The sequence below is a fragment of the Asanoa sp. WMMD1127 genome, assembly GCF_029626225.1.
Taxonomy (GTDB): domain Bacteria; phylum Actinomycetota; class Actinomycetes; order Mycobacteriales; family Micromonosporaceae; genus Asanoa.
Genome location: NZ_JARUBP010000001.1, coordinates 1,062,819 through 1,086,798, shown reverse-complemented (window position 1 = coordinate 1,086,798; position 23,980 = coordinate 1,062,819). Strand labels below are relative to the sequence as shown.

Sequence of the window (23,980 nt, the reverse complement as noted above, 5' to 3'; positions counted from 1 at the left end):
GGCACCCCGCGGGGTGCCCGGATTTTGTCGTTTCTCGGTTCTAAACCACTCTGTCGGGTCGTTGACCTTGGCCAACTGCGTGAAGCGGTCTCGCCTTCACGGCGGTACCGTGTCGGCCGTGGTGGATCTGGACGCGGCGATCGGCTTCGTGGTCGCCCGTGGCGACGCGGTCGACCGCGCCCGCCTGTCCTGGCTGCGCATCGGCGCCCCACCCCAACCCAAGATCCTCGAGGACGCCGAGGTCGGCCAGGCCCCCGACGGCGGCTGGCCGGCGATCTGGGGCGGCGGCGTCGCGTCTGTCGACGCGACCTGCTTCCGCCTCGCCGAGCTCGACGACCTGGGCGCGCTCGGCCGCCCGGCGGCCCGCCGGGCCCTCGACTGGCTGGCCACCTGCCAGCGGCCCGACGGCACCTGGGAGGAAGACCCGTCGCTGTCCGGCTGGGCGCCGCCGTGGGCGACCCCCGGCGACCCGGAGGCCCGCCTCTACCTGACCGCCAACGCCGGCTTCTGGCTCACGGTCGCCGGCCACGACGCCCGGGCCGCGGGCCCCTTCGACCACCGACCGGGCGGGGCGTACGCCGGGGTGGTCCAGGGCGCCGCCCACGCCTTCGCGGCCGCGCTCAACCCCGACGGCACCTGGCCGTCGTTCCTGGCCGCCGGCTGGCTCGGCGCCGCGGTGCTGTACCGGCAGGAGATGTACTACGAGTCCGCCCGCATCCAGGTGGTGCTCACCGAGCGGGTGCGCGACATGACGCCGTCGGACACCACCGCGATGGCCTCGGCCCTGCGCCGCGTCGGCCTGTCCACCGACGACACCCTGCTCGCCGCCGCCCGCCGCCGCCTGGGCGAGACCCAGCGCAGCGACGGCGGCTGGGCCAGCGACGACGGCGACGCCTTCGACGTGCACACGACCCTGGCGGCGATCCGCGCGTTCAGGTGAGGCCGGGCACGCGGTCGTTGCGGAACAGGTCGACGAAGAGCTGGTGGTCCTCGCGGGCCCGCACCCCGTACGCGTGGGCGAACTCGACCAGGTGCCCGACGAACCCGCGCTCGTCCTTGTCGACGGCCGCCACGATCGCCTCCTCGGTGGAGAAGTCGACCAGGTCGTGGCTCGACTCGTCGTCGGCGACGGAGTGCATCCGGGCGACCGCGCGGCCCAGGTCGCCGACCACGCCGGCCAGCTCCTCGGGCTCGTTGACGTCGGACCAGTCCAGGTCGGCGGCGTACGGCGAGACCTCCGCGACCAGCTGACCCACGCCGTCGAGCTCGGTGAAGCCGAGCCACGGGTCGGCGTGCGCCTGCAGCGCCCGCTGCGACTCGGCCGTCCGGTGCCCCTGGTGCTGGAAATAGCCGTGCACGCGACCGTCGGTGATGTGCCGGGCTACCGCGGGCACCTGCGCCTGCTTCATGTAGATGACGACGTCGTTCTCCAGCGCCTGCGTGTGCCCCTCGAGCAGCAGGTTGTAGGACGGCAGCCCGGCCGACCCGATCCCGACGCCCTTGCGCAGCACCACGTCCTTGATCCGGGTGGCCACCGGGCGGTGCGCGGCGAGCTGCTCGGGCAGCGTGCCCAGGTAGCGGTCGAACGCCTCCACCACCGCCGCGCGCCGGGCCTCGTCGACCTCGAAGACCCCGTCGCCGACCGCGAACCGGCGCTCGTAGTTGTCGATCGTGGTCTGCGTGTCGAGCATCGCCACGCGGGTGCTCAACCGGGCCTGCTGCAGCACGGTGCGCAGCACGCCGTCGGCGTTGGCCAGGGTGATCGAGCCGATCGCGTCGTCGCCGCCGGCCGCGATCGCCCGCAGCTCCGTCAGGTAGGCGTCGGCGAACCGGCCCACCAGGTCGCTGATCACCTCGTCGGAGAGCGCCTTCGCGTAGCCGATCAGCGCGATGCTCGCCGCGAACCGCTTGAGGTCCCAGGAGAACGGCCCGACGTACGCCTCGTCGAAGTCGTTGACGTTGAACACCAGCTCGCCGGAGCCGTTCATGTAGGTGCCGAAGTTCTCGGCGTGCAGGTCGCCGTGGATCCAGACCCGGCTCGTGCGCTCGTCGAGGAACCGGTCGTCGGCGAAGTCGCCCGTCAGGTCCGCGTAGAACACCGCGGCGCTGCCCCGGTAGAACGCGAACGGCGAGGCCGCCATCTTGCGGAACTTGCGCCGGAAGGCGGCGGGGTCGAGGGCCATCAGCTGGCCGAACTCGGTGGTCAACACGTCCAGCAGCTGGCCGGAGCGCCGTTCGTCGTTCATGAGCCGAACGCTAGACCTCCGGCGCCAGCATGGTCATGTCAGCTATCCGTCAAGGCGGCGGCCCGGGCGGCCAGCGCGGCCCGGAACGCCGGGTCGTAGGCCTGCGCCCGGACCCGCTCCTCCCGCTCGCCGTCGAAGTAGCGACCCGTGACGCCGTCGAGCGCCGGGTCCACGACGAGCCGCAGCGTGGCGCGCAGGCCCTGCTCGAGGGTCGAGACGGGGGCGAACTCGGCGACCCGCACGAGCGTGGTCGGCATCAGCGTCGCCGGATGCAGGCAGTTGACCGCGACGCCGGTGCCGGCCAGCTCCGCCGCGAGGTCGAAGGTGTCGCAGATCATGGCCAGCTTCGCCCGGCGGTACGCGCGGATTCCGTCGTACCCGTCGGCCATCATCAGGTCGTCGAGGTCGATGTCGGCCTGCCCGATCGACGCGACGTTGACGATGCGCGCCCGCGCGGGCTTGCGCAGCAGGGGCAGGAGCAACCGCGAGAGGAGGCGGGGCGCCAGATAGTTGACCGCCAACCGCAGCTCGATGCCGTCCGAGGTCAGCTCGCGTGGCGAGCCGGGCGCCCCGAAGCCGACCGCCGCGTTGTTGACCAGCACGTCGAGGGTGTCGTAGCGGTCCGTGACCTCGGCCGCGAGCCGGCGCACCTCGGCGAGCTCGGCTAGGTCGGCGCGCAGCGCCACGCCGCCGGTCGCGCGGGCCACCTCGGCCAGTCGCCCGGCGTGCCGGCCGTGCAGCACGAGCTCGTGCCCCTGCTCGGCCAGGGCGAGGGCGAGGGCGCGACCGAGCCCATCGGACGCACCGGTGATGAGAACGCGCGCCATCAGCGCGGGCCTGGCCGGTCGAGAACGACGCGGGCCGCGAGCGGCGGCCGACCCGGTCGCGAAGCGACTTGGCCCGCGACGGGCGGCCGACCCGGTCGCGAAGCGACGCGGGCAGGGAGCGACGGCTGGGCCGGTCGGAGAGCGACGGAGGAGCGGTGGCCGAGCCGGTCGGAGGCGCGGGCCATCAGCGGCGGGTGCCGTTGGGTGGCGGCACGAGTGGCGCGGTCAGGGCCAGCGGGTCCGGACGCGACACCCCACCGGGGCCGGCCTTCTCGCCGGCGATCTTGTCCTGCAGCCGCAGGATGCCGTGCATGAGCGCCTCCGGCCGTGGCGGGCAGCCCGGCACGTAGACGTCGACCGGGATGATCTGGTCGACGCCCTTGGTCACCGAGTAGGAGTCCCAGTAGGGGCCGCCGCAGTTCGAGCAGGCGCCGAACGAGATCACGTATTTCGGCTCCGGCATCTGGTCGTAGAGCCGCTTGATCGCCGGCGCCATCTTGTCGGTGACCGTGCCCGAGACGACCATCAGGTCGGCCTGGCGCGGGCCGTGCGCGAACGGGATCACGCCGAGCCGCATGAAGTCGTGGCGGCCCATGCTGCTCGCGATGAACTCGATCGCGCAGCAGGCCAACCCGAAGTTGAAGACCCACAGTGAGTAGCGCCGACCCCAGTTGAGCACGAACCGGATCGGCTCTCCGAGCACGGCGGGCAGTTCCACGATCCCCAGGCTAGTCGAAGGCCGGCCGCTGGAGCAGACCCAGGAACTCGACCAGCAGGCGCTCCCGCACGGGTACGGGCGCCGCGTCCAGCAGCGTGTTGACCGCCGCCATCCGCGCCGGCAAAGGCGAGCCGGAACCGCCCAGGCCGAGGCCGGCCGCCAGCCCCGCCACCACCGACGGCGTCAGCGCGGCCGGATCGAGCGCCCCGACCATGGCCAGCACCTCGGCCGGCAGCGCCGCCGGCCCGTGCGCGTGGGCCGCCGCGGCCGCATCAGTCAGGGCCGTCCCGAACTCGGCCACGTGCGGCGCCACCGACGCGGTCACCGTCAGGTGGATGCTGGCCGGCAGGTCTCCGTACCGAAGCTGCGCCTGGGTGTGGAATCCCCGCGCGGTCAGCTCGTCGGCCAGCACGAACAGGTCGGGCCCACCGGGCGTGGCGGTGAAGCAGACAACCGTGCCGATCGCCGGCGCCATCAACCGCAGCCCGTCGACCGCCTCGACCGCGGCCGCGAGCCCGGCCACCGCATCACGGGTGATCGAGGCGAGCCGCAGGTAGCCGTCGTCGCCGATCCGCCGCAGGGTCGCGTAGGCAGCCGCGATCGGCCCGCCCGACCGCGTCGACGCCACGCCCGAGTTGATCATCGTGTACCCGGGCCAGTCGCCGAACGCGAAGTACTGCGGCGCCCGCAGCGCCGGATCCCTGTGCAGCAGCACGGAGGTGCCCTTGGGCGCGTACGCGTACTTGTGCAGGTCCACCGAGATCGAGGTGACGCCCGGGACCGCGAAGTCGAACGCCGGCAGGTCGACACCGAGCCGGCGCAGGTAGGGCAGCGTCCACCCGCCGAAGCAGGCGTCGACGTGGCAGCGCACCCCGGCCGCGGCGGCGACGGCCGCGATCTCGGCGACCGGGTCGATCACCCCGTGGGCGTACGACGGCGCCGAGCAGGCCACGAGCACGGTGTCCGGCGTGATCGCGGCGGCGATGTCGTCCACCGAGGGCCGCAGCGTCGACGGCGACACCGGCACGGCGTCGAGCGCCACGCCGAGGTAGTGCGCGGCCTTCGCGAACGCGGCGTGCCCGGTCACCGGCACCACGATCCGCGGCGCGGTCACGTCGGGCCGGCCGTCGCGCGCGGCCTTCACCGCCAGGATCAGCGACTCGGTGCCGCCACTGGTCACACTGCCGACGACCTCGGGCGCCGCCGTGCCGGGCCCGCTGCCGAGCTGCCGGGCAGCCGCGCCGACCAACGCGTTCTCCATCGCCAGCAGCGACGGGAAGGCGGTCGGGTCGAGGCCGTTGACCGACGCCGAGATCGCGTACGCCGCGTTGGCCAGGTCGTCGAGCCCCGGCACGCCGGAGTCGTAGACGTAGGCGAACAGCCGCCCGCCGTGCGTGGGCTGGTCGGCCGCGCGCAACGCCCGCAGCTCGTCGAGAACCTGGTCAGCCGGCACCCCGTGCCGCGGCAACGCCTCCACCATGGCCGAGACGCTAGTTGATCGCCGCCCCGGCCAGCTCGTCGGTGGCCGAGCGCAGCTTCGCCTCGGTCAGGTCGTACCCCCGCATCAGCAGCACCGCCAGCCCCACGATGAGGCCCGGCAGCAGCGTGAAGCCCAGCAGCACGCCCAGTCGCGCGGTGTCGTCCTGTGGCGCCGACTCGCCGGACGACGACGAGACGTAGCCGAAGACCTGCAGCACGAGCAGGTAGATGCCCGGCCCGAGGGCGAGGCCGAACGTCTCGCCGGCGGTCCACAGCCCCGTGAACACGCCCGCCTGCCGCTTGCCGGTGCGCGCCGTGTCGTATGCGATGCAGTCCGGGAGCATGGCCATGCCGAACACCTGCTGACCGGCGTACGCGACGCCCATGACCGCGACCAGCAGGTAGATCAGCACGGCGGGGAGCACCGGCGCCAGCACGAGCAGCACCGCGCCGGCGGCGAACAGCAGCGACGCCAGCACGTACGCCCGGGCCTTGCCGACGCGGGCGCCCACCCGGCTCCAGAGGGGCATGACCAGCAGCGCCGGCCCGACGAAGCAGGCGAACAGGATGGTCGGGCCGGTGTCGGGGGAGTAGAGCACGTGGTCGGCGAAGTACTGCACTCCCGCGAGGATCATCGCGATGCCGACCGCCTGGATGACGAAGCAGATCAGCAGCAGCCGGAAGGGCCGGTTGCGGGAGGCGACCGCGAGCTGGGCCTTCAGCGTCGGCTCGCTCTCGAGGACGGTGCCGGTCGGCGCCTTGGCGGTGCCGGCGAACACCGCGATCGTGCCGATGACGATCAGGCCGGCCACGAACACGCCCATCCAGCGGTGCCCGGGGATCCCGTCGCCGCCGGCGTTGACCACCAGCGGCGCGATCGCCCCGGAGACCAGGATGGCGATCGCCAGCACCGCGACGCGCCAGGTGAGCAGCCGGGTCCGCTCGCTGTAGGAGTCGGTCAGCTCGGCCGGCATCGCCACATAGGGCACCTGGAAGAAGGCGTACGCCGTCGCGGCCAGCAGGAACGCCAGCGCGACGTAGGCGCCCTGCCCGGAGCCGAACGGCGCCGCGAAGATCGCCGCGAACAGCACGGCGAGCACCAGACCACCCACCAGGAGGTACGGGCGGCGGGCGCCCCACCGGCTGCGGGTGCGGTCGGAGATCCGGCCGGCGACCGGGTTGACCAGCACGTCCCAGGCCTTCGGGGCCCACACGAGCACGCCGGCGAGCCAGGCCGCCACGCCGAGCGTGTCGGTGAGGTAGGGGGCCAGCAGCAGGCCCGGCACGGTGCCGAAAGCGCCGGTCACCAGCGAACCGAGGGCGTATCCGGCGTGCACCCGGCGGGGGAGCTGGGTACCCGATCGGGTGGTCGGTCGATCGTTCACTACCGTCTGTCCTCCGTGAGGGGTCACCGGAGTTTGACAGTTAAAGGTCAAGCCCGCGTCACGTAGGTACCGCGACCCTGCACGACCTCCACCAGGCCCTCGGCCTCCAGGGCCGCTACGGCCTTGAGGATCGTCCCGCGCGCCAGTCCGGTCTCCTGCTGGAGCCGCGCCACGCTCGGGATCGGCCGGCCAGGCTCGAACTCGCCCGACTCGATGCCGGCCTTGATCGCGTTCACGAGCTGGCGATAGACCGGTACGGGTCCGTCGTAGTCGATCTCCAGCTCCATGAGGCCGACCGTAGCCGTGACCGCGCCGCCACATTCTGGTATGGCAGACCATGGACCACCGTGGACTACCGCCTGTAAAGTGCGAGCTATGCCCCCGGGGCGTGCCGCGACCCGAAACCCCCAGCCGCGTCCCGGGGTGCCCACTACGTCAAGGAGGAACCGTGAAGATCCCGTTCGCCGAGGCCCCGGCCAAGGAGAAGCCGACCAACTGGTGGAAGACCGTCCCCGGTCAGGGCGCGATCGTCGTCATCGCCGGGGGCGCATTCCTGATCCTCATGGCCGTAGTCGGCGTCATCGGTCCGCACGCCCGGTAGCCGCCATGACCGCGATGAGCCCTTACCGATGGTTCCGGGTCCCCGAGGACGCCCTGGACCACATCTGGCTGGCGCGGCGCGAGGTCGGGATGCACGTGGACACGCCCTGGCGGTGCGCCGACTGTCCGCCCGACGACAGCGAGGTGTGCGCCCGCTTCCGCCGGGCGCTCCGGGTCCTGATCAACCGGGGCCTGAGCCCCTACAGCGCGCCGTACCACCCGGCGGACGCCCTCTGACCCCCGAGCACGAAGAACCCCCCGCCGGGAGCGTCGGGGGGTTCTTCGCTGTCTGGGCCTACGTGTAGCGGACCAGGTGCAGGCTCATCGCGGTGTTGAACTCACCGGCATCGACGCTGAGCGCACCGCCGGAGAGTTGGTACCCGAACATCTCCACGTAGTCGTTGGCGGACAGGGCGATGTCATCCGAGAACGTGACGACCGTGCCCGAGGTCGGGCCAGGCCCGATGTTGACCGAGTGAAGCTGGGTACCGCCGAGGCCCGAGCCGGCCGCGTTCTTCCGGACCTGGCAGACCCGCCGGCCGGTGGCGTTCGCGGCGTAGCTGATCATCGCCGAGAGCGTGTAGACCCCGTTCTCGGGCGCGACCAGCCGCGACGTGTTGCTGGACGTCGAGTGCATGGACGCGACGGTCTTCATGCCGCTGGACTCAGCCTGGAGCGGGATCACGGTCAGCGTGTTGTTGGCCATCGACAGGCCCGCGTTGTTGTAGGCCCGTACGGCCGGCGGGGTGAGCAGCGCGGAGACGATGACCTCCAGGCTGTTCGCCATGGCCTGCATGTCGCCGGGCGGGTCCACGTTGTCGGCCGAGGTCGGGTAGACGATCCCGCTAGCGGTCTGAGGCATGGTTCACCTTCTCCAGTTGATAGTCATAGTCATGGATGGCCCCCAGTTGCCACGGCCCTCCCAGATCACGTACGGGTCCTCGCTGGCCCGGTGGATCGCCAGGCCGCCGGCCGTGCCGTCCACCATGGCCTGGGCGAACGAGTCGGGGATCGTGAACGTGGTCTCCTGGCCCCACTTGAGGCTCGGGCCGGAGGTGGACGAGGTGAGCGTGGGCGAGCCGCCCGGCCGGGTCTTCTGGGTGACCAGGTAGAGCGTGGTCGCCTGGGCGGCCGTGATGCCGCCGCTGGACTGCCGCTTGACTCGGATCGTGGCAGAGGTGACGGTCACGCCGCCGAGCCGCTGGGCCACGCTGTTCCCGTAGAACGCCACGCCCGTGTTGTTGCCCCACGAGGAATTCGCCCAGTTGCCCTGATACATGTCTGTGGTCTCAGTGCGCCAGCCGGTGGAGGCCCGCCAGGTGCGGGTCTCGACCGGCGCGAAGACGGTCTTCCCGGTCGTCACCGTCGGCTTGGTGGGCGGCGGGGCGGGGTTGTCCGGCGCGGCCGGCGCGGTCGTGTAGAGGATCCCCATCACGACCCAGAGCGCGCCGACCTGATCGACCACCAGCACGTCGTTCGCGGCGATGGTGCCGATCTGGCGGGCCACCTGCATCGTGACCGTCTCGCCGTTGACCGAGGCGGACACGGTGGAGCCGGAGACGGTGCCCAAGGCCGTCGCGAGCCTCATTCCAGCACCTCCCGCAGGGACAGGCCCATCGCGCCGCCGTCGGCGGTGTAGGGCAGCCTGAGGCCCTCGATCGAGCACAGGAGGTCTGCGTAGTCGTCGGTGGTCACGACCACCCGGTCCCCGGCCTGGAGGCCCGGGTGGGGCACGATCTCGGCGGTGAAGGACCGGCCCGCCTCGCGGCGCTTCCGGTCGCGGATCGTGGTCGCGGCGGCCAGGCACTCGCCCTTGGTCGTCAACAGCGGCGAGAAGAAGAAGAACGGCACGGCCAGCGGGTTGAAGTCCCCGCCGTACGCCTTGGGCCCGAGCGTGTCGTAGACGACGCCCTGGACCTCGCCACCGTCGGCGGCGGTCCCCTTGGCCACGACCACGTTGTACGCGCCCTCGCGGGTGCTGCTCCCGGTCGCCTCGATCACCGTGCCGCCGGTCCCGTTGGTCAGGGTCAGCACCGGGTCCTGGGTCCGGTTGGCCGGCAGGACGGCCAGGTAGCCCTCCTCGTGCACGTACGCTTCGGCCGCCCAGGCGTCCAACACCTCGTTGACCGCGCCGAGGCGGTCCTCGGACCAGTTGATCCCCGACGGCACCGCGCGGTCCACCAGGGCCGGGTCGATGTCCACCGTGAGCGCCGGCTCCACGAGGCCCCGCAACGTGCTGGCCAGGGTGCCGGACGGCTGGAAAGGCGTGACCATGCGGGCCTCGTGGATCAGGTGGAGCAGACCCACGGCCTCCACCGTCACGGCGTCGCCTTGCTTGCGGGCGTCATCGATGACGTACCAGCCGCGCGTGAACCACTCCACACCGGACGGTCCGACGCCCACGCCGAGGGACACCTTGAGCCGCTGGCCGTCCGCGCCGAGCGGGTGCCGGTCCCCGACGGGAGCCCACGACCGGCCGCCGGCCAGCCGAGGCACGGTCAGGGTGACCCGATCGGGCACGGCCACGGCCCGGTCCACGACCTCCACGGCCGAGGTGACCGGCACATCGTCGGCCAGCAGCTCGTCACCCAGCCACGACTCCACGCGGAGGTAGCGGACGATGCCCGGCCCGGCCAGGACCGCCGTGGCGGTGTCCGACAGCTCGATCATGAGAGGTCCGCCTGAATAAGCGCGAGGTACGTCGGGTAGTCGCTCGCCAGATCGGCGTACGTCAAGCCCTGGTACGCGTTGGCGAGGTCGGCATAGGTGTAGCCGCGCGCCTCCAGGGCGGACGCCCAGCCGTCAACCTCGGCCGCCTTGAGGGTCCAGCGCCGGCCCTCCACCACGCCCCGGTTGGAGACCCGCTCCTCGGTCGCGGTGAGGATTGACAGGTAAGAGTCAACGTCGTCCAAGCCGCCACCGTGGCGTAGCTGGATGATGCCCGAGGTCGCGTTGGCCAGCAGCTCGCGGAACGCCTCCCGGGCCTCGGCGGTGGCCGTGTGCACGACGACCTCATAGGTGGGCTGGCCGACCGGCATCGAGACCACGACGTTGCGCCCGCCGACGGGGAACACCGTGGCCCGAGCGTCCAGGAGCTTGTCTCCGATGCTCTCCACCCGCACGGCGGCGGACAGGCCGGTGATCGCGTCCGAGAGCACCTGGTGGCCCGACAGGGCGTACGTGGCCGGCGCGGTCTGGATCGGGCCAGTGCCCTGGCGGACGGTGTCGATGTAGACGGCCTGGGAGCCGTTGACGCCCGTCGCGGTGAACTGGAGGCCGATCGAGCGGCAGTTGGCCAGGACCGCCGGGTCCGGGTTGAGGGTGAGCAGAGCCCACGTTCCGGGGACCAGGCCCACATCGTCGCCCGCGTGCCAGGCGAACGCGTTGTCCTGTAGCTCGATGTGCGCCGCCCAACCGGTCCCTGGGGCGCCGGAGGGCACGAGCGCCCACACGGCCAGGGTCGGGCCGGCGGCCGAGAGGTTCCGCGTCCCCTGGGCGTCGTTGAAGCGGATCGAGTCCAGGCCCGAGCCCATCGTCTTCGTGGCCCGCAGCGAGCCGGCACCGTCGTGCACGAGGCCGGCGGTCGTCACGCGGGCGACGGCCGTGGAGCCCTCGCCTGCCCAGCTCTCGGCGGTGGCATCGAAGGTGTTCCGGGTGGTCCCGAACACGGCCTTGGAGCCGTTGACGTACGCGAAGTAGGAGACGGGCACGCCGAACGGCAGCTCCGCGTCAATGACGGCCAAGCTGGTGTCGGTGATGTCCTCGCGGGTGCTGGCCCGGACCAGGGAGTCCCGGCCGTCCACCACGCGGTAGATCTCCACGTTGTCGCCCAGGGTCAAGCCGGTGACGACGATCTGGACCCGAGGCGGGTAGACGTTCTGCTCGGTGGCGGTGATCGCGACAGGCATCAGCGTGCTCCGTACTTCGCGGCGTGCCGGGCACTGCGGTTCGCCTGGTCCACCCGCACGTCCAGGATGTCGGTGATCTGGGCGGTGCCGAGGTAGACGGTCACGTTGGGGGTGCCGCCACCGATCGAGCCGTTGGGGATCACCGTGCCGGAGCCGCCGCCGCCCATGCGGAGCAGCTCCGGGCCGCGCTCGCCCACGAGGTAGTCCCGGCCGGAGAAGACCGGGCCACCGACGGCGCGCCGGCTCGGGCCGTGCATCGCGCCCTGGTCGTCGGCCCCGTACTCACCAGACCGGGCAACGTTGACGTAAACCGTCTTGCCCTTGATGTTGTTGATCGCTCGCTGGACGTTGGTCGCCCCGGTGATCGCGGACTTGCTGTCTAGGTTGACCTTCGTGTTGACGTTCTTCGGGATCTGGAGGAGCTGGTCCACGTACCGGCGGGCCTCGCCCCGGGACATGCCCATCTTCTCGGCCACCGCGATGAGCTGGTTCCGCTGGCGCGAGTAGGCGGCGCTGGCCTCCTCGGCCGTCGCGCCGCTGGCCTCCATCGCCTCGGTGCTGGAGTTGGCCGCGCGGACCAACCCGAGGAGCGCTTGCTCCTCGCCGAGGGTCACCTTTCGCTTGCCGTCCACAGCGGACTTGGCCGACTCGACCGCCTGGCGGAACGACAGGTTCGCCTCGGCGGCCGACAGGGCGTTACCGGCGGCCGTGTTGACCGCCGAGGCGTAGAGCGTCGCCTGGAGGGTCGCCTGGTTGGCCGCGTCGCTGACCATCTTGGTGGTCTCGGCCAGTTGCTTCTCGGCGGCCTGGGCGGCGCGCTGTTCGTCGGTCAGCGCCGCCTGGGCGAGGAGCGCCCGGTCTGCGGCGGTGGCCACGCCCAAAGTCTCGCGGCGGTACGCCTCGGCCTCGGGGGTGCCCTTCTTGAACCCGTCGGCGGTGAGGTCCAGCCCCTTGGCGAACGCGTGGCTCTTGCTGGCCCCGTCCTCCAGGTAGTAGCGGACGCGGTCAATCCCCGCGTCGAACTCGTCAGTCGCGCCTTTGGCCTTGGCCAGGCCATCGACCACGAGGGTGGTCGCCTCCACGAGGTGGATCGCCGCGCTGGTGAGGTCTTCCACGCCGGACGCGCCGGCCTCGGCGTCGTCGGCCAGGGTGGAGAACGCCTTGCCGACGGCCCCGCCGATCTTCTGGAACGAGGTGTCCAAGACCTGGATCACCGGGCCGGCCTTCTCCACCGCGTCCGCGATGCCGGAGACGACCAGGCGCGCACCCCGGGCCGCGCCGAACGCCAGCGGGTCCAGGTACTCCGCGCTGTCCGCGAAGATGCGGCGGAAGTCGCCATCAGCCGCCCGGAACTCCTGGCGGGCCGTGTCGAGCGCCTGCACGGTCGCGGGCACGAACGGCTGGGCCGCGTCCCGCAGCGTGGAGCCGATCTCCTCCTTGAGGCCCCGAGCGGCGCTCTGGACCTCGGGGTTCCCCTTGACCAGGAGCAGACCACCGACGACGCCGCCGACGCCCGCACCGCCCACCACAGCGCCCGCAAGCCCCGCTCCCAGGGTCGGGGCGAGAGCCACGCCGACACCGGCCAGGCCGGCGGTCACGTGCGGGGAGGCGAGGACGCGAGGAAGGCCGGAGCGCAGCGAGTTACCGAACGCGCCCACGAAGTCGTCGGCCGCGCCGGCACCCAGCTTTCCGAGGCCCGCACCCGACTTGCGCACGGAGCGATCGAAGTCGCTGATGACCCGCTCACCGCGCCGGCCGGCGGCGGCCAGGCCGTCCGCGTCACCGTCGAACTTGGTCCGGATCGTGCGCTCTGAACCCGGCATCAGGCGGCCCACCTACGAAGGAGGTCGTCCACGGTGTCGTTGTACTCCGCGTCGATCTCGGGCTGGTACGCGCGAGCGGTGGGGAAGAACCAATAGCCTTCCTGCCCGCTGTGCGGCTTGAACTGGCGGCCGTCGCTCTCCCGGTACCGGGGGCGGCCGTACCAGCCGTAGCGGCCGTTCGCGCCGAACTCAGCCGCGAACAGGATGCGGCCGGCGGCCGTGCGGTGCCGGCCGACCCGAGTGGAGCCGCCGGCCACCACGACCGGAACCCGGTCCCGGCGGGCCTTGACGGTCCGGGCGAGGAGGCCGGCCGCGCCGCCCTCCCGCCGCGCCGCGAGCTGGATCCGGGCGGCCAGCGTGCGCGAGAGCGTGAGCGACGCGGCCCGCAGCTCGTTGTTGGCGTCCTTGCCCAGGTTGCCGAACGCCCGGATGGTCTCGCGGGCACCGGTGATGTGGAGGTTGACGGTCAGCGTGCGCTTGGCCATGTCGCCCTCCTCACTCGTCCAGCAATCCCCGGATCGCCAGCATCGTCACGATGTCCCGCTCGTCGCGTTGTTCCAGCACTTCCACCGGGATGCCTGTCTTCCACTCCACCCAGAGCAGGTGGCGGCTCAGGCTCCCGGGCTCGTAGGGTCCGGCTGGGCGTCCATGGCCACGAGGTCCACGTCCGTCGTGGCCGTGAACTCGTCCTCGGTGCCGTTGAACTTCCCGGCCCGCTTGGCCGCCTGGTAGGCGATGCCGTACATAGCCTCGGCCGGCATGCCGCCGAGCCTCTCCACGTGCGCCCAGGTCATGGTGCGGCCGTTGGCGGTCAGCGGCTGGACCCGTTCCCAGGCGCGCACGTCGCGCGATGTCGCCAGGACGATGAACGGCTCGCCGTTGTCCGGCGTCACCTCGACGTTGAACCGCATCAGGAACTCGCGATCCCGATCGTCGGCTGGTCCACGACCGCGAAGTCCTGCTCCCACTGGAGGATCTGGCCCTGGTCGCCACCGAACGGCACGGCCACAGGGACCATGACGAACGACGCGTCCGGCTGGCCAGTGCCGGCCTTGAGCTGGAGCGTCACCGGGAGGTTGTCCCCGGCGACGGCGGCGTCGTTGATGGCACGGCTGATGCCGTCCAGCGCCCAGTCCTGGATCGCGGACATCTCGAACCGCCAGCGGGGCGCGCCGCTGTGGACGATGTTCCCGCCGTCGATGGTCGGGTACTCCACGGTCTCGGTCGTCGGGACGAGACGCGCCCGGCCGACGGCACCCTCGTAGGTCTCGCCGCCGATTTCGAGCGTCGCGTCTCGGAACATGATGGAGGACACGGCTCTACCCCTGTTCGTTCATAGTGAATTCGACGGCCATCAGTTGGCCGTTGTTGATGGGCAAGGCGAACGGCTCGATGCGGGTCACGAAACCTACGGGGAGCAAGGCGTCCACGATCTCGGCGTACGCGCCGTCGAAGAAGTCCATAGCCGCCTCCTCGCCCTGCTGGGGAAGGACGACCACCACGCGCCACGAGACCATGAAATGCGACCCGATGGCGTGGTCCAGGGAGCCGACCAGCGGCCACGCGTCGCCTGCCTTGGGCACGCTGGGCCGCTTGGGGTAGCCGGTGACGCCATCCACGGCGGACAGGGCGTCGGCCACGGCCTGGCGGTATGCGCTGGTCACATCGCCCTCAGCTTTCGGTGGGGGCGCTCCAGCCGGCGGATCTCCGGGTCGTAGCCCATCGGGTACGGCGTCGGGACCTGGCCGTCACCGGTCTCCATCGCGGCCGGCAGGCTGCGCAGCGCGAGGTTGCGGGCGGCGCGCCGGAGCAGCGCCTCCCGGAGGTCGGCCGGGTAGACCGCGCCGACGCGGCAGACCGCCCGCTGTGAAGCGGCCTCGGCGTCCAGCGCCGATTGCATGTCCTCTTCCGTGTGGCTGTTCGGCCCCATGTAGTCGGAGAGGTCGGCCGGGGACGGCATCCCGGTGCCGGCGGTGACGCCGTCCACCTGGGCCGCGAAGTCGGCCGCGCCGTAGCCGGCGGCCACCGCGCGGGCGATGTACCGGCCGGCGGAGGACACCGTGTGCAGCACCCGATAGACGCCCGTGGACAGCGCCTCGGGCGTCGGGGTGGCCGTGGAGCCAGCGGGGAGGGTGATGGTCACGACCGGTGCCACATCGACCAGCGCGCCGTCCGCGTCGCGCACGGCCACGTCGATGACCCACACGCCATTGACCGGTAGCTCCTGCCCTATGGGCGAGCATGCCCGGACCGTCATGACCATCACCTCCTCTCGCTGTCAGTCGGTTGTGGATGGTTGGTTCCCGGGGCGGGGTAGTCGCGCCGTTTCGGCCCCCGCCCCGGAAGTTCTTAGACCGACGGGTCGAACGTGACCTGGCGGACGCCGTTGATGTCCAGGTTCGCGAACGCCACATCGCCGTAGATGCCGATGGTCACGTGCGCGAGCTGGGCGATGTTGCCGCTCTGGACCGTCGCGCCGAAGTTCCAGTCCAGCCGCTCCGGAGCCGACGCCCAGCCGCGAACCTTGGCCGGGTCGAACAGCCACGAGTTGGTGGCGGTGGTCTGGCCGCCGGCACCGAGCGCCCACGCCGGGACGGCGGTGGTGCCCGCGATGTTCAGCGTGCGGAACAGGTTGGCGGCGGTGCCGTTCGCGTTGGCCGGAGCCAGCATCGGGTACAGCGGCCGGCCACTCGCGTCCTTCACCCGGGCCAGCACCTCGAACAGGTCCTGGTGGACGGCGAACGCCCGGAACCGGTTGCCACCCCGAACGAACTGGAGACCCGCGATGGCCTGCTCCAGGGAGTCGGCGGTGGCCCGGTCGTCGTCGTTGCTCGGCGTGCTGGCCGGGGTGCCGGCCAGCGCGATGTCCGTCGCGGCGGTCAGGGTGTTGAGGAACGTGGCCACGGCGGCCTCCCGGTCCTCGTAGTACTCCCGGAGCATCTGGTCCCAGATGATGCCGGAGAGCTGGGGGTTACCGCCGCGCCGCGCGGCCTGCCGGGTGATCTCGACCTTGCCCCAGACCTGGGTCGGGGTGACGGTCTGGTCGGTCACCGTGAAGGAGCCGGGCGACGGCTCGGTGCCCTCAGTGGCAGCGCCCACGAGGCCCGACGCGCTGTTGAACTTGGGCACGTCGAACGACCGGCCGTCGGTGGTGCCCGAGGCGATCATGTCCCAGAGCGGCGTGGCGTAGTCCATCTGGGGCTGCCACAGGTCTGGCCGGTAGGCGTTCGGGTTCAGCGCGGCGGTGTCCGCCCGGTCCACGTCGAACGCGGCCGAGATGAGGCCGTTGACGCGGTTGAGCGCGCCCTGGTCCGCGCCGTTGCTGTTGATCGCCGCGAACAGGTCGGACGAGAAGTCGTGCTCCGCGTCGGCCGCGAACACGTGGCGCGAGCCCGTGTAGGTGAACCGGTACGGGAGCGCCTCACGGACGGTCGTCACGGCGGTCTGGCGGTTGACGTTGACCACCGCCGGCTCCTGGGCCGGCTGGGCGGTCTGGGTGGCCTGCCACGCCTGGAACGCCTGGAACTGAGCCAGGTCGTTCGAGTTCGTGTAGGTCACGGTTCCGTCACCGTTGTCCAGGGTGACGGTGTGGGTCTGCTCCGGGGCGACCGGAGCGGCGGGAGCCTGCGGCTCGGTCGCCTCGGGCATGTCTGACTCCTGTTCCTGGCTCGCGGCCACGGATAGCACGCGAGAGCTGTCGTACGCGGGGAGCGCGGTGAGGCTCACCTCGCGGAGGTCGGCGCGGCGCACGAGCGTCACGCCCTTGTTGAGCGGGTCGGCGGCGTAGTCGCCCGCCAGCGGCATGTCGATGCCGACGGAAACCCCGTCCAGCACGCCCTCCTGGGCCAGGGCCAGGGCACGGTCGCCCTCGGCTCCCGAGGCCACCCGGAACGTGCCGACCGGGCCGGCGGGGGTCTCCTCGATGCGGACCGCCCGGCCGAGAGCCTGGGTCTTGTCGTGGTCGCGGAGCAACTTGACGCGGCCCACGTCCACGAACCGCAGCGAGCCCCGCTCGAACCGCCAGAGCCGGCCGCGGTTCCTCGCGACCTCGCCGTACGGGACCAACAGCGCGGTGATCGTGCGGGCCTCGGTGTCGACGCCCTGGACGGACGCCTCGCTGTCGAACGTGAGGTTCACGGGGGCATCCATCTCCAGGGCCGGAGCGCCGACGGTGGCCGCCACGCGGAGCGGCTCGCGCCGGGGCTCAGCGGCCCGCTGGGACGCGTTCAGCTCCGCGCGCTGTGCGGGGGTCATGTCGGCGTATCCCTCTTCCTGGCGGGCCTCTGACGGGACGATGACGCCGGTCCTGATTCGGATCTCGTCCACCTCGGCGCGCGTGCGGGGGTCGGCCCGGAGGTAGTCGTCCAGGTCGAAGATCGCGCGGAGGTCACCGGGCATGCGCATGGTCAACGTGTCGGTGATCGCCCGCATGTAGGACGACAGCGTGTCGTTGATCCGGTCGCGGCGGCGATCGACGGCGTTCTGGTACGTCCGCGAGGTCGTGGAGATGCCGAGGTCCTCGGGGTCCAGTCCCATCGCGTTCGCGAGTTCGAGGTGTACCTGGCGGGCGAGGTCGGGGAGCGTGAGGTCCGCCGGAGTCGGGGAGTCAACCGCGCCGTACTCCGCGCCCTCCAGCCACGCTGTGGTGCGGCGCTTGCGGTAGTCCTGCCACTTTGACAGGTACTCGTCAACCTCGTCATTGGACAGCCTGGTCGCGCCCTCCACCGGCTTGAGGTAGTCGAGCGGCCGGGGGTTGTCCGCGTACATCTCGGCGGTCTCGTCCAGCAGCAACGCCCGGCGGATCGTGCGAGCGGCGGCGGTCAGGAGAGCCGGATTCGGGCTGTCGAACCGGATGTAGTCGCGTCCGCTGACCGGCTTCCCGTCGATCCAGACGACGCCGTATCGCGGGTCGATGCCGGATGGGAGCGGGCTCGGGCTGGCGGTCTTGCCCTTGGGCGGGACCAGCGAGACGGTGCCCGGGTCGAGCCGCATCGCCTTGGCGGGGAAGCCGAACGGGTCCCAGTCGGTCACCCTCCACCATGCGATGGCGTCAAAGATCAAGTCTTCGATGGTCATCGCGAGCGTGGCGACGTTGCTCACCGACCGGTCGATCTGCTGGAGCAGGTCCACCCGGTGCCTGCGGTTGCTGTCGTCCACGGCCGTGAGCGGCAACGTGGAGATCGAGCCGCAGATCAGGTTCCGACCTCGCAGGACCGCCGGCACGGACAGTGCGGTGTCGCGGTCGATGACGCCCTGGCCGCTCTTAAGCGCGTGCATCGCGGAGAACAGCCGGAGTTCGGCGGTGCTGGAGAACGTGGCGTCCGGCTCGGAGACAAAGCCGAGCCACTCGCCCGCCTTACGCCAGAAGCCTGCCACGCAGCAAATGTAGCTGGTGAGATCGCGTCTTGTCATTGTCAGGTTTGCCGCCGATCCGTTGTGTGACAACGAATCGACGGCAACCGACTGGAACCGACCGTACTAACTAGACAGTCATGACAGCTTGGTTCATTCGACCGCCCGGAGCCGGGGCTTGCCGATCGGCTCGGGCAGCGTCCGGGCGAGGTGCACCGCGCCGGCCGCCGCGTACGCCGCGTCCACGTAGCCCTCGCCCTTGCGGCTGAAGATCCACGTGTCGTTGGGCTTCTTGAGCTTCTCGGCACCGGTCACGTGGTCGTCCAGCAACTCGTCGCCCTGGAGGTGCTCCACCCGCTCCTCGCCCACCATCTGAGCGAAACCCATGCAGACGGCGGCGGCCTCGCCGGTCAGCTCCTCGATCTCCACGCCAGCCGGCGGCCACGAGCGCACGCTCTTGCGGTCCTTGAGGTCGGCGGCCAGGGCGGCCGTCGGACCGTACGGGAGCCAACCGAACTTCGCTGGCTTGACGGTGGAGATGGTCGCCAGCAACCGCTTGCGGACCTCGGCCGTCGGGCCGGAGTCCGCGACCTGGACCCGCAGCCGTTCCCCGGGCAGGCGGCAGGCGGCCACCACGGCGGCGTGCCGGCCGTCGGCGGAGAGGTCGATCGCCATCGCCCAGCGCGACGCGCCCTCGATCGGAGCATCGGGGACCGCCGTGCGCTCCCACGCGCCCGCGTCGATCGCCGGGTCATCGAGCTTGACCCATTGGCACATGTGGTTGGTGCGGAAGCTCGCGAGGGCCGCGCCGCCACGCTCCTTGGCCCGCCGAGCGTTCGCCAGGAGCTTCTTGGCGTCCTTGCGGTATCCCAGGTTGGGATTGGCCATCGCCAGGGCGGCCAGGTCCTCGGGGTCCGCGCCCTCGGGGGCGCTCCACTCAAAGATGCCCAGATCGTCGTCGCCCTCGGCGGTCGCGATGAACGCCAGGGCCGACTTGCGGAGGTCGTTGAGCACCACGGACTTGTCCGAGCCAGCGTTGCTCAGCGCCCAGATCTGGGAGCCCCAGACCGCCGACGTGGTGGGCTCGCTGGCCTCCCCAGGCGCTGTAGTCGGTGTGCTCGCGCAACTCGTCCAGGATCAGCCGGCCGACGGAGAGCGACCGGCCGCCCTCGTTGTTCGAGGCCGCGATCTTGTAGCGGACCGCGTCCGGGTCGTCGGCGTCGCCCTCGGCCGAGACCACCATCTCCTGTTCGCCGTTGGTCTTCCGGATGCCGCCGCGCGACGGGATCTCGGCGGCCAGCTCCGGGATCCGGCGGGCCAGCTTCGCGGCCTTGAGCCAGCTCTCCTTGGCGTAGTCGAGCTTCGTGCTCGTGCCCAGGATCAGCTCGATCCGCTCGATGAATAGCCAGAAGAGGGTGAGCACGACCAACAGGTGGGTCTTGCCGTTTTGCCGCGCCACGAGCACAAGCACGGTGGCGAACCGGGGGGACCCGTCGGGCAGCAGCTCCCCGCCGTGGATCGCCACGTACCGCTCCCACGGGTCCAGCGGCGCGAGGAGGATCTCCCGAGCGAACGTGTCGGCCGCGAAGCCGTACGAGGTCTCGGGCGTGAGCGCACAGCCGCACCCACACGGCCCTGGGGCGCCGGAGACGAGCGGGGGAGTCGCGATCCTAGGCTCCGTCCGCCCCCGCACGCTTTCGACGCTGAGCGGCAACCTCGTCTCGGAGAGCGTTGAGCTTGCTCGGGACATCGCGGGCACCCCCCTTCTCACCGGGCTTGAGCGCCGTCACGCGGGCGGCAGGGGTCATCAGGAGCGCCGTCATGGCCGCGAGGAGCTTCGGACCGAGGTCGCTCGCCACCGAGTGCTGGGCCAGGGCCAGCTCGATCACGCGGAGCGCCTTGACCGCCGCGTCGTCGTGCGCCAGGCCGCCGAGGACCCGAAGAGGCTCGGCGTACTTCGCTGCCGGCGCGGCGTCGTCCATGAGGCGGGCGTATTCGGCCGCCAGAGCGCGCGTAGCGCCGTCGCGGGGCTGAGTCGGGGCGTCGGCCAGGGCGGCCGTGACGGCCTCCTCCAGCGGGCCTACAGGCCGTCTGGGCATCGCTCCAACCTCTCAGGGGGACGAACATCGACAGGGGCGTGGGTCATTGGGGGTCCTGGCTGGGAAGAACCAGTCACCAGTGTTGCGCGATCTTGTGCGGCGGCGTGGGCTTGGGCTGGCCGGGTGCGCGCACCTTCTTGTGATCGAACTTGATGTGGCACGAGCGACAGAGCGGCAAGTAGTGGGCTGGGTCCAGGCTGAACGTGACGATGCGTCCTCGTGCGGTGGGGCCAGTGACCGCGTGTGGGTCCTTGTGGTCGTAGGCCCAGTGGTCCGCCTGGCGTGGGCAGTGTGCGCATCGGTACGTCCGTGCCCGGCCACGCTCTTTCGCCACCCGCGCGTGGGCGTTGACGTAGAGGGCGTGGCCGGGCACGGGGTACCACCTATCGAGTGACGATCAGGGCCAGGACCATGAGCGCGCACATGGTCAGGTCGTGGATCCGGTGGGGTCGGTAGCGCATCGAGTGCGCCTCCTTTCGTTGGTCATCCACCACCCCGCCCTGGAGTAGTGGAGTAGTGCGCCCTATAAGGGCGGGCGCACTACTACTCCGCCAGTGCGCCGGGCGCACTAGGGCGCACTGGCGCACTGACCTCATTGGCCTCTCGCCTCCATGGCCGCCTTGGCCGTGGGGCACTCCATGGGCGTCCCGCATCCGTCGCTCAGGACGTGGTGGACAGCCCTACGTGCGCCCTTGTGTGTGTGGACCACCCCCCGACCGATGAGCGCCTTGAGCGCGCGCTGAGCGGACCCGCTCTTGTTGGTCAGGTCCGTCCCAACGGCTCCCGGGGTCGCCTCGATCGCCTTCAGGAGCCGGTCCTCCTCCTTGGTCGCGCGGGCCTGCCTACGACCCCCCTCGGTCTCAGCGAGGCTCAGCCGGCGGTGCTCGGGGCTGTAGCGGAGCTGGCGCTCCTCCACCGCCACGTCACGGCCGGCAGCCACGAAGTACCGCGCCGCGTTCGGCGAGGGCTCCGCGTTCGGCTGGTCCGGATCGTCGTAGATGAGCCGCCACTCCACGTCCGGCCAGTCGCGGAGCCTGGAGGCCCCACGGGTGCGCTCTGCCGAGTGCCCCATGTGGTGGACCACCAACAGCTCCTCGATCCCCGCCTCGGCCTTGAGGTTCTCCAGGGCGAGGAGGATCGGCGCGACCTCGGAGTTGGAGCTTTCATCCGCACCGTAGAACGCCAGGAGCGGGGCCAGGGGGTCCAGGATCAGGACCTTGACGTTGTGCTCCGCCAGGTACGTCGCCCAGGCCGCGCGCCGGGTCGGGTTCAGGATGTCGAACTCCCCGACGCGGCCCCGCAACGACTCCACCAGCACGGCCTCGGTGTTCGTGATGCCCTGGTCCCGCAGCCAGCGCCGGATCATCCGGCGGTCCAGCTCCAGGTCCAGGATCGCGACGCGCTCACCGTCCATGAGCGGGGTCACCTTGCCGATGTCGCCCGGGGCCTCACCATCGGCCACCAGGAACGGCTCCCAGTCCACCAGGCACCGCGTGAGGTTGCCCACCAGCGTGGTCTTGCCGGCCTTGCGCTGGGCGGCCAGCACCACGTTGCCGCCGACCGGCCACAGGCCCCCGATGCGGTACTGGGCCTCGTCGTCCGGCTCGGCCAGGAGCGCGGCCAGCGTGCCCATGGTCGGCGGGGCCGGGTCAGGCGCGTCCATCCGCGCGAGCGTGCGCCGGGCCTCAGCGCGTACCCACTCGCGGGTCACCTCTTCGCGGAGCGGCTTGGGCAGGCCAAGCGCGGTCAGTCGCGCCTGGAAATCCGCGTAGGGGCCGGAATCCGCGGTGACCTCGGTCCCCCCAGACTCCCCATCGACCATCGCGTTCAGCTCCACGATCTGGGCCAGCTCCTCGGCGTCGTACGTGGCCTTGGGCAGACCATCCCAATCGGAGCTGAACACCTGGACGACCCCCGGGCCGTTCCAACTGATCTGGGCTGAGGTCCCGTAGTCCTTCCCTGGCCGCGTGACACGGATCGTGCCGTCCGAGTGCCGGAACGCCGAGTGCCCCCCGAGGGCCTCCAGCGCCTCCAGGGCCGCGAGTTCGTCCGGACGCATCGCGGTACGGTCCAACTCGGACCAGCCACCCGCGTCCGGCCGCTCCGCCGGCCGCTCGCTCTGGAGCCGGGTGGAGAGCCACCCCCAGTCCGGCGCGTCGGTGAGCTGGTGGCCGTTCTGGAGTTCCCAGGAGCCCCACGGCGTCACCACGCCTGGCGCGACCACCCAGCCGGCATCGCCCCGGATGTCGATCCCGGGGGCAAGGCCGTGGTTGCCCACATAGGCGTCGCCCTTGCTGAACCACTCGTGCCTACCGCCGCTCGCGGTGTTGACGATCGGGCGGTCCGGGAGCGCGCCGTGTTCGGCCTCCAGCGCCTTGAGCGCCGCATCCCCGTCGTGCGCGCCCTTGGTGTCCACGTCAACCACGACGTAGCCGGCGGGTCCGGGCCGGAGCCCGACCCCCCACACCTCATTGGTGGGCTTGCCCCGGTGGCGCGCGTCCTTGAACATCTGCGCGACCACGCGGGGGTCGGTGGAAAACCCGTTGTGCCCGTTGCCGTTCAGGGGTCGCTTGTTGGTGCCGCCCTTCTCCGCGTCCCACGAGATCGCAATCGGGCCGGCCGGGATACCGGCCTGGGCGTAGCCCATCGCCAGCTTGGCCGCCTCGCGCCAGGTCATGCTGTCGCTCATGCTGGGAGCCCCGTCTCGGATCGCGGCGCGCAGTACTGGTACCGGTTGCACCCTTGGCACCGCACCACGTCCTGGCCGGCCTTGCGCTTGATGACGCCCAGGGCGCAGCCACAGGCCGTGCACGGCCGGCGCATCAGGTAGTCCCGGACACCGGGGCCGTTGATCTGGTTGAGGATGTCCTCGCTCATTCGGTCCCCCCGGTGCATCCGTCGCGCATCTCGGCGCGGTCCGCGAGCATGATGTGGATCTCCGCGATCCGCGCGGCGGCGGCGCTCATCCGGCCGTCGGAAAGCCATTGAGCCTCGGCCATCCGGAGCCAGTGCTCGGCCCGCGCGAGGTGTTCACACGCGGTGCCAGCGGGCGTAGAATCGTTGCTAGCGAACGGGAACTCGCTAGGAGCGGCCTCGGCTTTCGGACCGGGGCCGTTCTTCACGTTCTGGTCAGTCATCAGGCACCGCCACCCAGCGCGCGGACGACCTCGGCGCGCTTCTGGTCGGTCCAGGCCGGCGCACGGCGGACCAGAGCGGCGATCAGCTCATCATCGGAGTGGCGCTCGATCGAGCGCGAGGCGGCAACGGCCCGCCTGGCTCGCTCCTTGCGGAACTCCGGATCGGCATTCTTGCCGGTGAGCACGGACACAGCGGCTCCTCAAGCCCTCTGTGCCGCTCCCCGGGTTGAGACCTGACCGGGTTCCGGACTCGCCCTCTGGGGCCGAACGGTGGGGCGCGCTGTGCGCCTTAGCCTCGCGAGCCTCGTTCCCCAGGCCGGAAACCCTCGCGGTAGTAGCAACGATAGTGACTACCCCTATCGCCTGGGAAGTTGCTCTTCCCCTTGTGCCACAACGGTTTCCTTGC

General features: G+C 71.3%; 27 protein-coding genes. 3 read left to right on the top strand and 24 right to left on the bottom strand.

Annotated elements, in window-relative coordinates; genetic code table 11:
* The first annotated feature begins 118 nt into the window (after nucleotides 1–118).
* A complete protein-coding gene (locus tag O7635_RS05430) occupies nucleotides 119–940 on the top strand; it encodes a prenyltransferase/squalene oxidase repeat-containing protein (RefSeq protein WP_278079307.1) in 822 nt (273 codons plus the stop codon).
* Here the strand turns inward: O7635_RS05430 and O7635_RS05425 are convergent.
* From O7635_RS05425 to O7635_RS05400, 6 genes are all read right to left on the bottom strand, one after another.
* The gene (locus tag O7635_RS05425; protein WP_278079306.1) at nucleotides 933–2,246 is read right to left on the bottom strand and encodes a DUF2252 domain-containing protein; all 1,314 of its coding nucleotides are present in this window, start codon (nucleotides 2,244–2,246) and stop codon (nucleotides 933–935) included. The genes O7635_RS05430 and O7635_RS05425 overlap by 8 nt on opposite strands.
* Before the next feature lie 38 nt (nucleotides 2,247–2,284).
* Nucleotides 2,285–3,073, bottom strand: a complete 789-nt coding sequence (locus tag O7635_RS05420) for an SDR family NAD(P)-dependent oxidoreductase (RefSeq protein WP_278079305.1) — start codon at nucleotides 3,071–3,073, stop codon at nucleotides 2,285–2,287.
* Nucleotides 3,074–3,257: 184 nt separating this feature from the next.
* A complete protein-coding gene (locus O7635_RS05415) occupies nucleotides 3,258–3,791 on the bottom strand; it encodes an NADH-quinone oxidoreductase subunit B (protein WP_278079304.1) in 534 nt (177 codons plus the stop codon).
* Between the two features lie 10 nt (nucleotides 3,792–3,801).
* The gene (locus tag O7635_RS05410; RefSeq protein ID WP_278079303.1) at nucleotides 3,802–5,271 is read right to left on the bottom strand and encodes an aminotransferase class V-fold PLP-dependent enzyme; all 1,470 of its coding nucleotides are present in this window, start codon (nucleotides 5,269–5,271) and stop codon (nucleotides 3,802–3,804) included.
* 10 nt (nucleotides 5,272–5,281) lie between these two features.
* A complete protein-coding gene (locus O7635_RS05405) occupies nucleotides 5,282–6,655 on the bottom strand; it encodes an MFS transporter (RefSeq protein WP_278079302.1) in 1,374 nt (457 codons plus the stop codon).
* 47 nt (nucleotides 6,656–6,702) lie between these two features.
* On the bottom strand, nucleotides 6,703–6,942 hold the full coding sequence (locus O7635_RS05400; RefSeq protein ID WP_278079301.1) for a winged helix-turn-helix domain-containing protein: 240 nt from the start codon (nucleotides 6,940–6,942) through the stop codon (nucleotides 6,703–6,705).
* Between the two features lie 161 nt (nucleotides 6,943–7,103).
* Here O7635_RS05400 and O7635_RS05395 point away from each other — a divergent pair, with 161 nt between their 5' ends.
* Both O7635_RS05395 and O7635_RS05390 read left to right on the top strand, forming a co-directional pair.
* Nucleotides 7,104–7,256, top strand: a complete 153-nt coding sequence (locus tag O7635_RS05395; protein WP_278079300.1) for a hypothetical protein — start codon at nucleotides 7,104–7,106, stop codon at nucleotides 7,254–7,256.
* A gap of 14 nt (nucleotides 7,257–7,270) precedes the next feature.
* Nucleotides 7,271–7,492, top strand: coding sequence for a hypothetical protein (locus O7635_RS05390; RefSeq protein WP_278079299.1), 222 nt, complete (start codon nucleotides 7,271–7,273; stop codon nucleotides 7,490–7,492).
* Nucleotides 7,493–7,550: 58 nt separating this feature from the next.
* Here O7635_RS05390 and O7635_RS05385 read toward each other — a convergent pair whose 3' ends face one another.
* From O7635_RS05385 to O7635_RS05300, 18 genes are all read right to left on the bottom strand, one after another.
* The gene (locus tag O7635_RS05385; protein WP_278079298.1) at nucleotides 7,551–8,117 is read right to left on the bottom strand and encodes a hypothetical protein; all 567 of its coding nucleotides are present in this window, start codon (nucleotides 8,115–8,117) and stop codon (nucleotides 7,551–7,553) included.
* 3 nt (nucleotides 8,118–8,120) lie between these two features.
* Entirely contained in the window at nucleotides 8,121–8,843 is a 723-nt protein-coding gene (locus tag O7635_RS05380) for a hypothetical protein (protein ID WP_278079297.1), read from the bottom strand.
* Entirely contained in the window at nucleotides 8,840–9,925 is a 1,086-nt protein-coding gene (locus O7635_RS05375; protein ID WP_278079296.1) for a hypothetical protein, read from the bottom strand. Before O7635_RS05375 ends, O7635_RS05380 begins: the two co-directional genes overlap by 4 nt.
* Entirely contained in the window at nucleotides 9,922–11,163 is a 1,242-nt protein-coding gene (locus O7635_RS05370) for a hypothetical protein (RefSeq protein WP_278079295.1), read from the bottom strand. The genes O7635_RS05375 and O7635_RS05370 overlap by 4 nt, the downstream gene beginning before the upstream one ends.
* Complete coding sequence (locus O7635_RS05365) at nucleotides 11,163–12,986, bottom strand: hypothetical protein (RefSeq protein WP_278079294.1); 1,824 nt, start codon at nucleotides 12,984–12,986, stop codon at nucleotides 11,163–11,165. The genes O7635_RS05370 and O7635_RS05365 overlap by 1 nt, the downstream gene beginning before the upstream one ends.
* Nucleotides 12,986–13,471: a hypothetical protein gene (locus tag O7635_RS05360; RefSeq protein WP_278079293.1), complete on the bottom strand. Its 486-nt coding sequence runs from the start codon at nucleotides 13,469–13,471 to the stop codon at nucleotides 12,986–12,988. Before O7635_RS05360 ends, O7635_RS05365 begins: the two co-directional genes overlap by 1 nt.
* Nucleotides 13,472–13,597: 126 nt before the next feature.
* Nucleotides 13,598–13,897 carry a hypothetical protein gene (locus O7635_RS05355; RefSeq protein ID WP_278079292.1) on the bottom strand — a complete coding sequence of 100 codons (300 nt, stop codon included), beginning with the start codon at nucleotides 13,895–13,897 and terminating at the stop codon, nucleotides 13,598–13,600.
* Complete coding sequence (locus tag O7635_RS05350; protein ID WP_278079291.1) at nucleotides 13,897–14,301, bottom strand: hypothetical protein; 405 nt, start codon at nucleotides 14,299–14,301, stop codon at nucleotides 13,897–13,899. Before O7635_RS05350 ends, O7635_RS05355 begins: the two co-directional genes overlap by 1 nt.
* 4 nt (nucleotides 14,302–14,305) lie before the next feature.
* Entirely contained in the window at nucleotides 14,306–14,626 is a 321-nt protein-coding gene (locus O7635_RS05345) for a hypothetical protein (protein WP_278079290.1), read from the bottom strand.
* 20 nt (nucleotides 14,627–14,646) lie between these two features.
* Nucleotides 14,647–15,243: a hypothetical protein gene (locus tag O7635_RS05340; RefSeq protein WP_278079289.1), complete on the bottom strand. Its 597-nt coding sequence runs from the start codon at nucleotides 15,241–15,243 to the stop codon at nucleotides 14,647–14,649.
* Nucleotides 15,244–15,335: 92 nt separating this feature from the next.
* Nucleotides 15,336–18,362 carry a phage portal protein gene (locus tag O7635_RS05335; RefSeq protein ID WP_278079288.1) on the bottom strand — a complete coding sequence of 1,009 codons (3,027 nt, stop codon included), beginning with the start codon at nucleotides 18,360–18,362 and terminating at the stop codon, nucleotides 15,336–15,338.
* Between the two features lie 129 nt (nucleotides 18,363–18,491).
* The gene (locus tag O7635_RS05330; protein ID WP_278079287.1) at nucleotides 18,492–19,355 is read right to left on the bottom strand and encodes a terminase TerL endonuclease subunit; all 864 of its coding nucleotides are present in this window, start codon (nucleotides 19,353–19,355) and stop codon (nucleotides 18,492–18,494) included.
* Nucleotides 19,276–20,031, bottom strand: a complete 756-nt coding sequence (locus O7635_RS05325; protein WP_278079286.1) for a hypothetical protein — start codon at nucleotides 20,029–20,031, stop codon at nucleotides 19,276–19,278. The genes O7635_RS05330 and O7635_RS05325 overlap by 80 nt, the downstream gene beginning before the upstream one ends.
* Nucleotides 20,009–20,437 carry a hypothetical protein gene (locus O7635_RS05320; protein ID WP_278079285.1) on the bottom strand — a complete coding sequence of 143 codons (429 nt, stop codon included), beginning with the start codon at nucleotides 20,435–20,437 and terminating at the stop codon, nucleotides 20,009–20,011. The genes O7635_RS05325 and O7635_RS05320 overlap by 23 nt, the downstream gene beginning before the upstream one ends.
* A gap of 592 nt (nucleotides 20,438–21,029) precedes the next feature.
* The gene (locus O7635_RS05315; RefSeq protein WP_278079284.1) at nucleotides 21,030–23,126 is read right to left on the bottom strand and encodes a bifunctional DNA primase/polymerase; all 2,097 of its coding nucleotides are present in this window, start codon (nucleotides 23,124–23,126) and stop codon (nucleotides 21,030–21,032) included.
* Entirely contained in the window at nucleotides 23,123–23,314 is a 192-nt protein-coding gene (locus O7635_RS05310) for a hypothetical protein (protein WP_278079283.1), read from the bottom strand. Before O7635_RS05310 ends, O7635_RS05315 begins: the two co-directional genes overlap by 4 nt.
* On the bottom strand, nucleotides 23,311–23,574 hold the full coding sequence (locus O7635_RS05305; protein ID WP_278079282.1) for a hypothetical protein: 264 nt from the start codon (nucleotides 23,572–23,574) through the stop codon (nucleotides 23,311–23,313). Before O7635_RS05305 ends, O7635_RS05310 begins: the two co-directional genes overlap by 4 nt.
* Complete coding sequence (locus O7635_RS05300; RefSeq protein ID WP_278079281.1) at nucleotides 23,574–23,765, bottom strand: hypothetical protein; 192 nt, start codon at nucleotides 23,763–23,765, stop codon at nucleotides 23,574–23,576. Before O7635_RS05300 ends, O7635_RS05305 begins: the two co-directional genes overlap by 1 nt.
* Nucleotides 23,766–23,980: the final 215 nt, after the last annotated feature.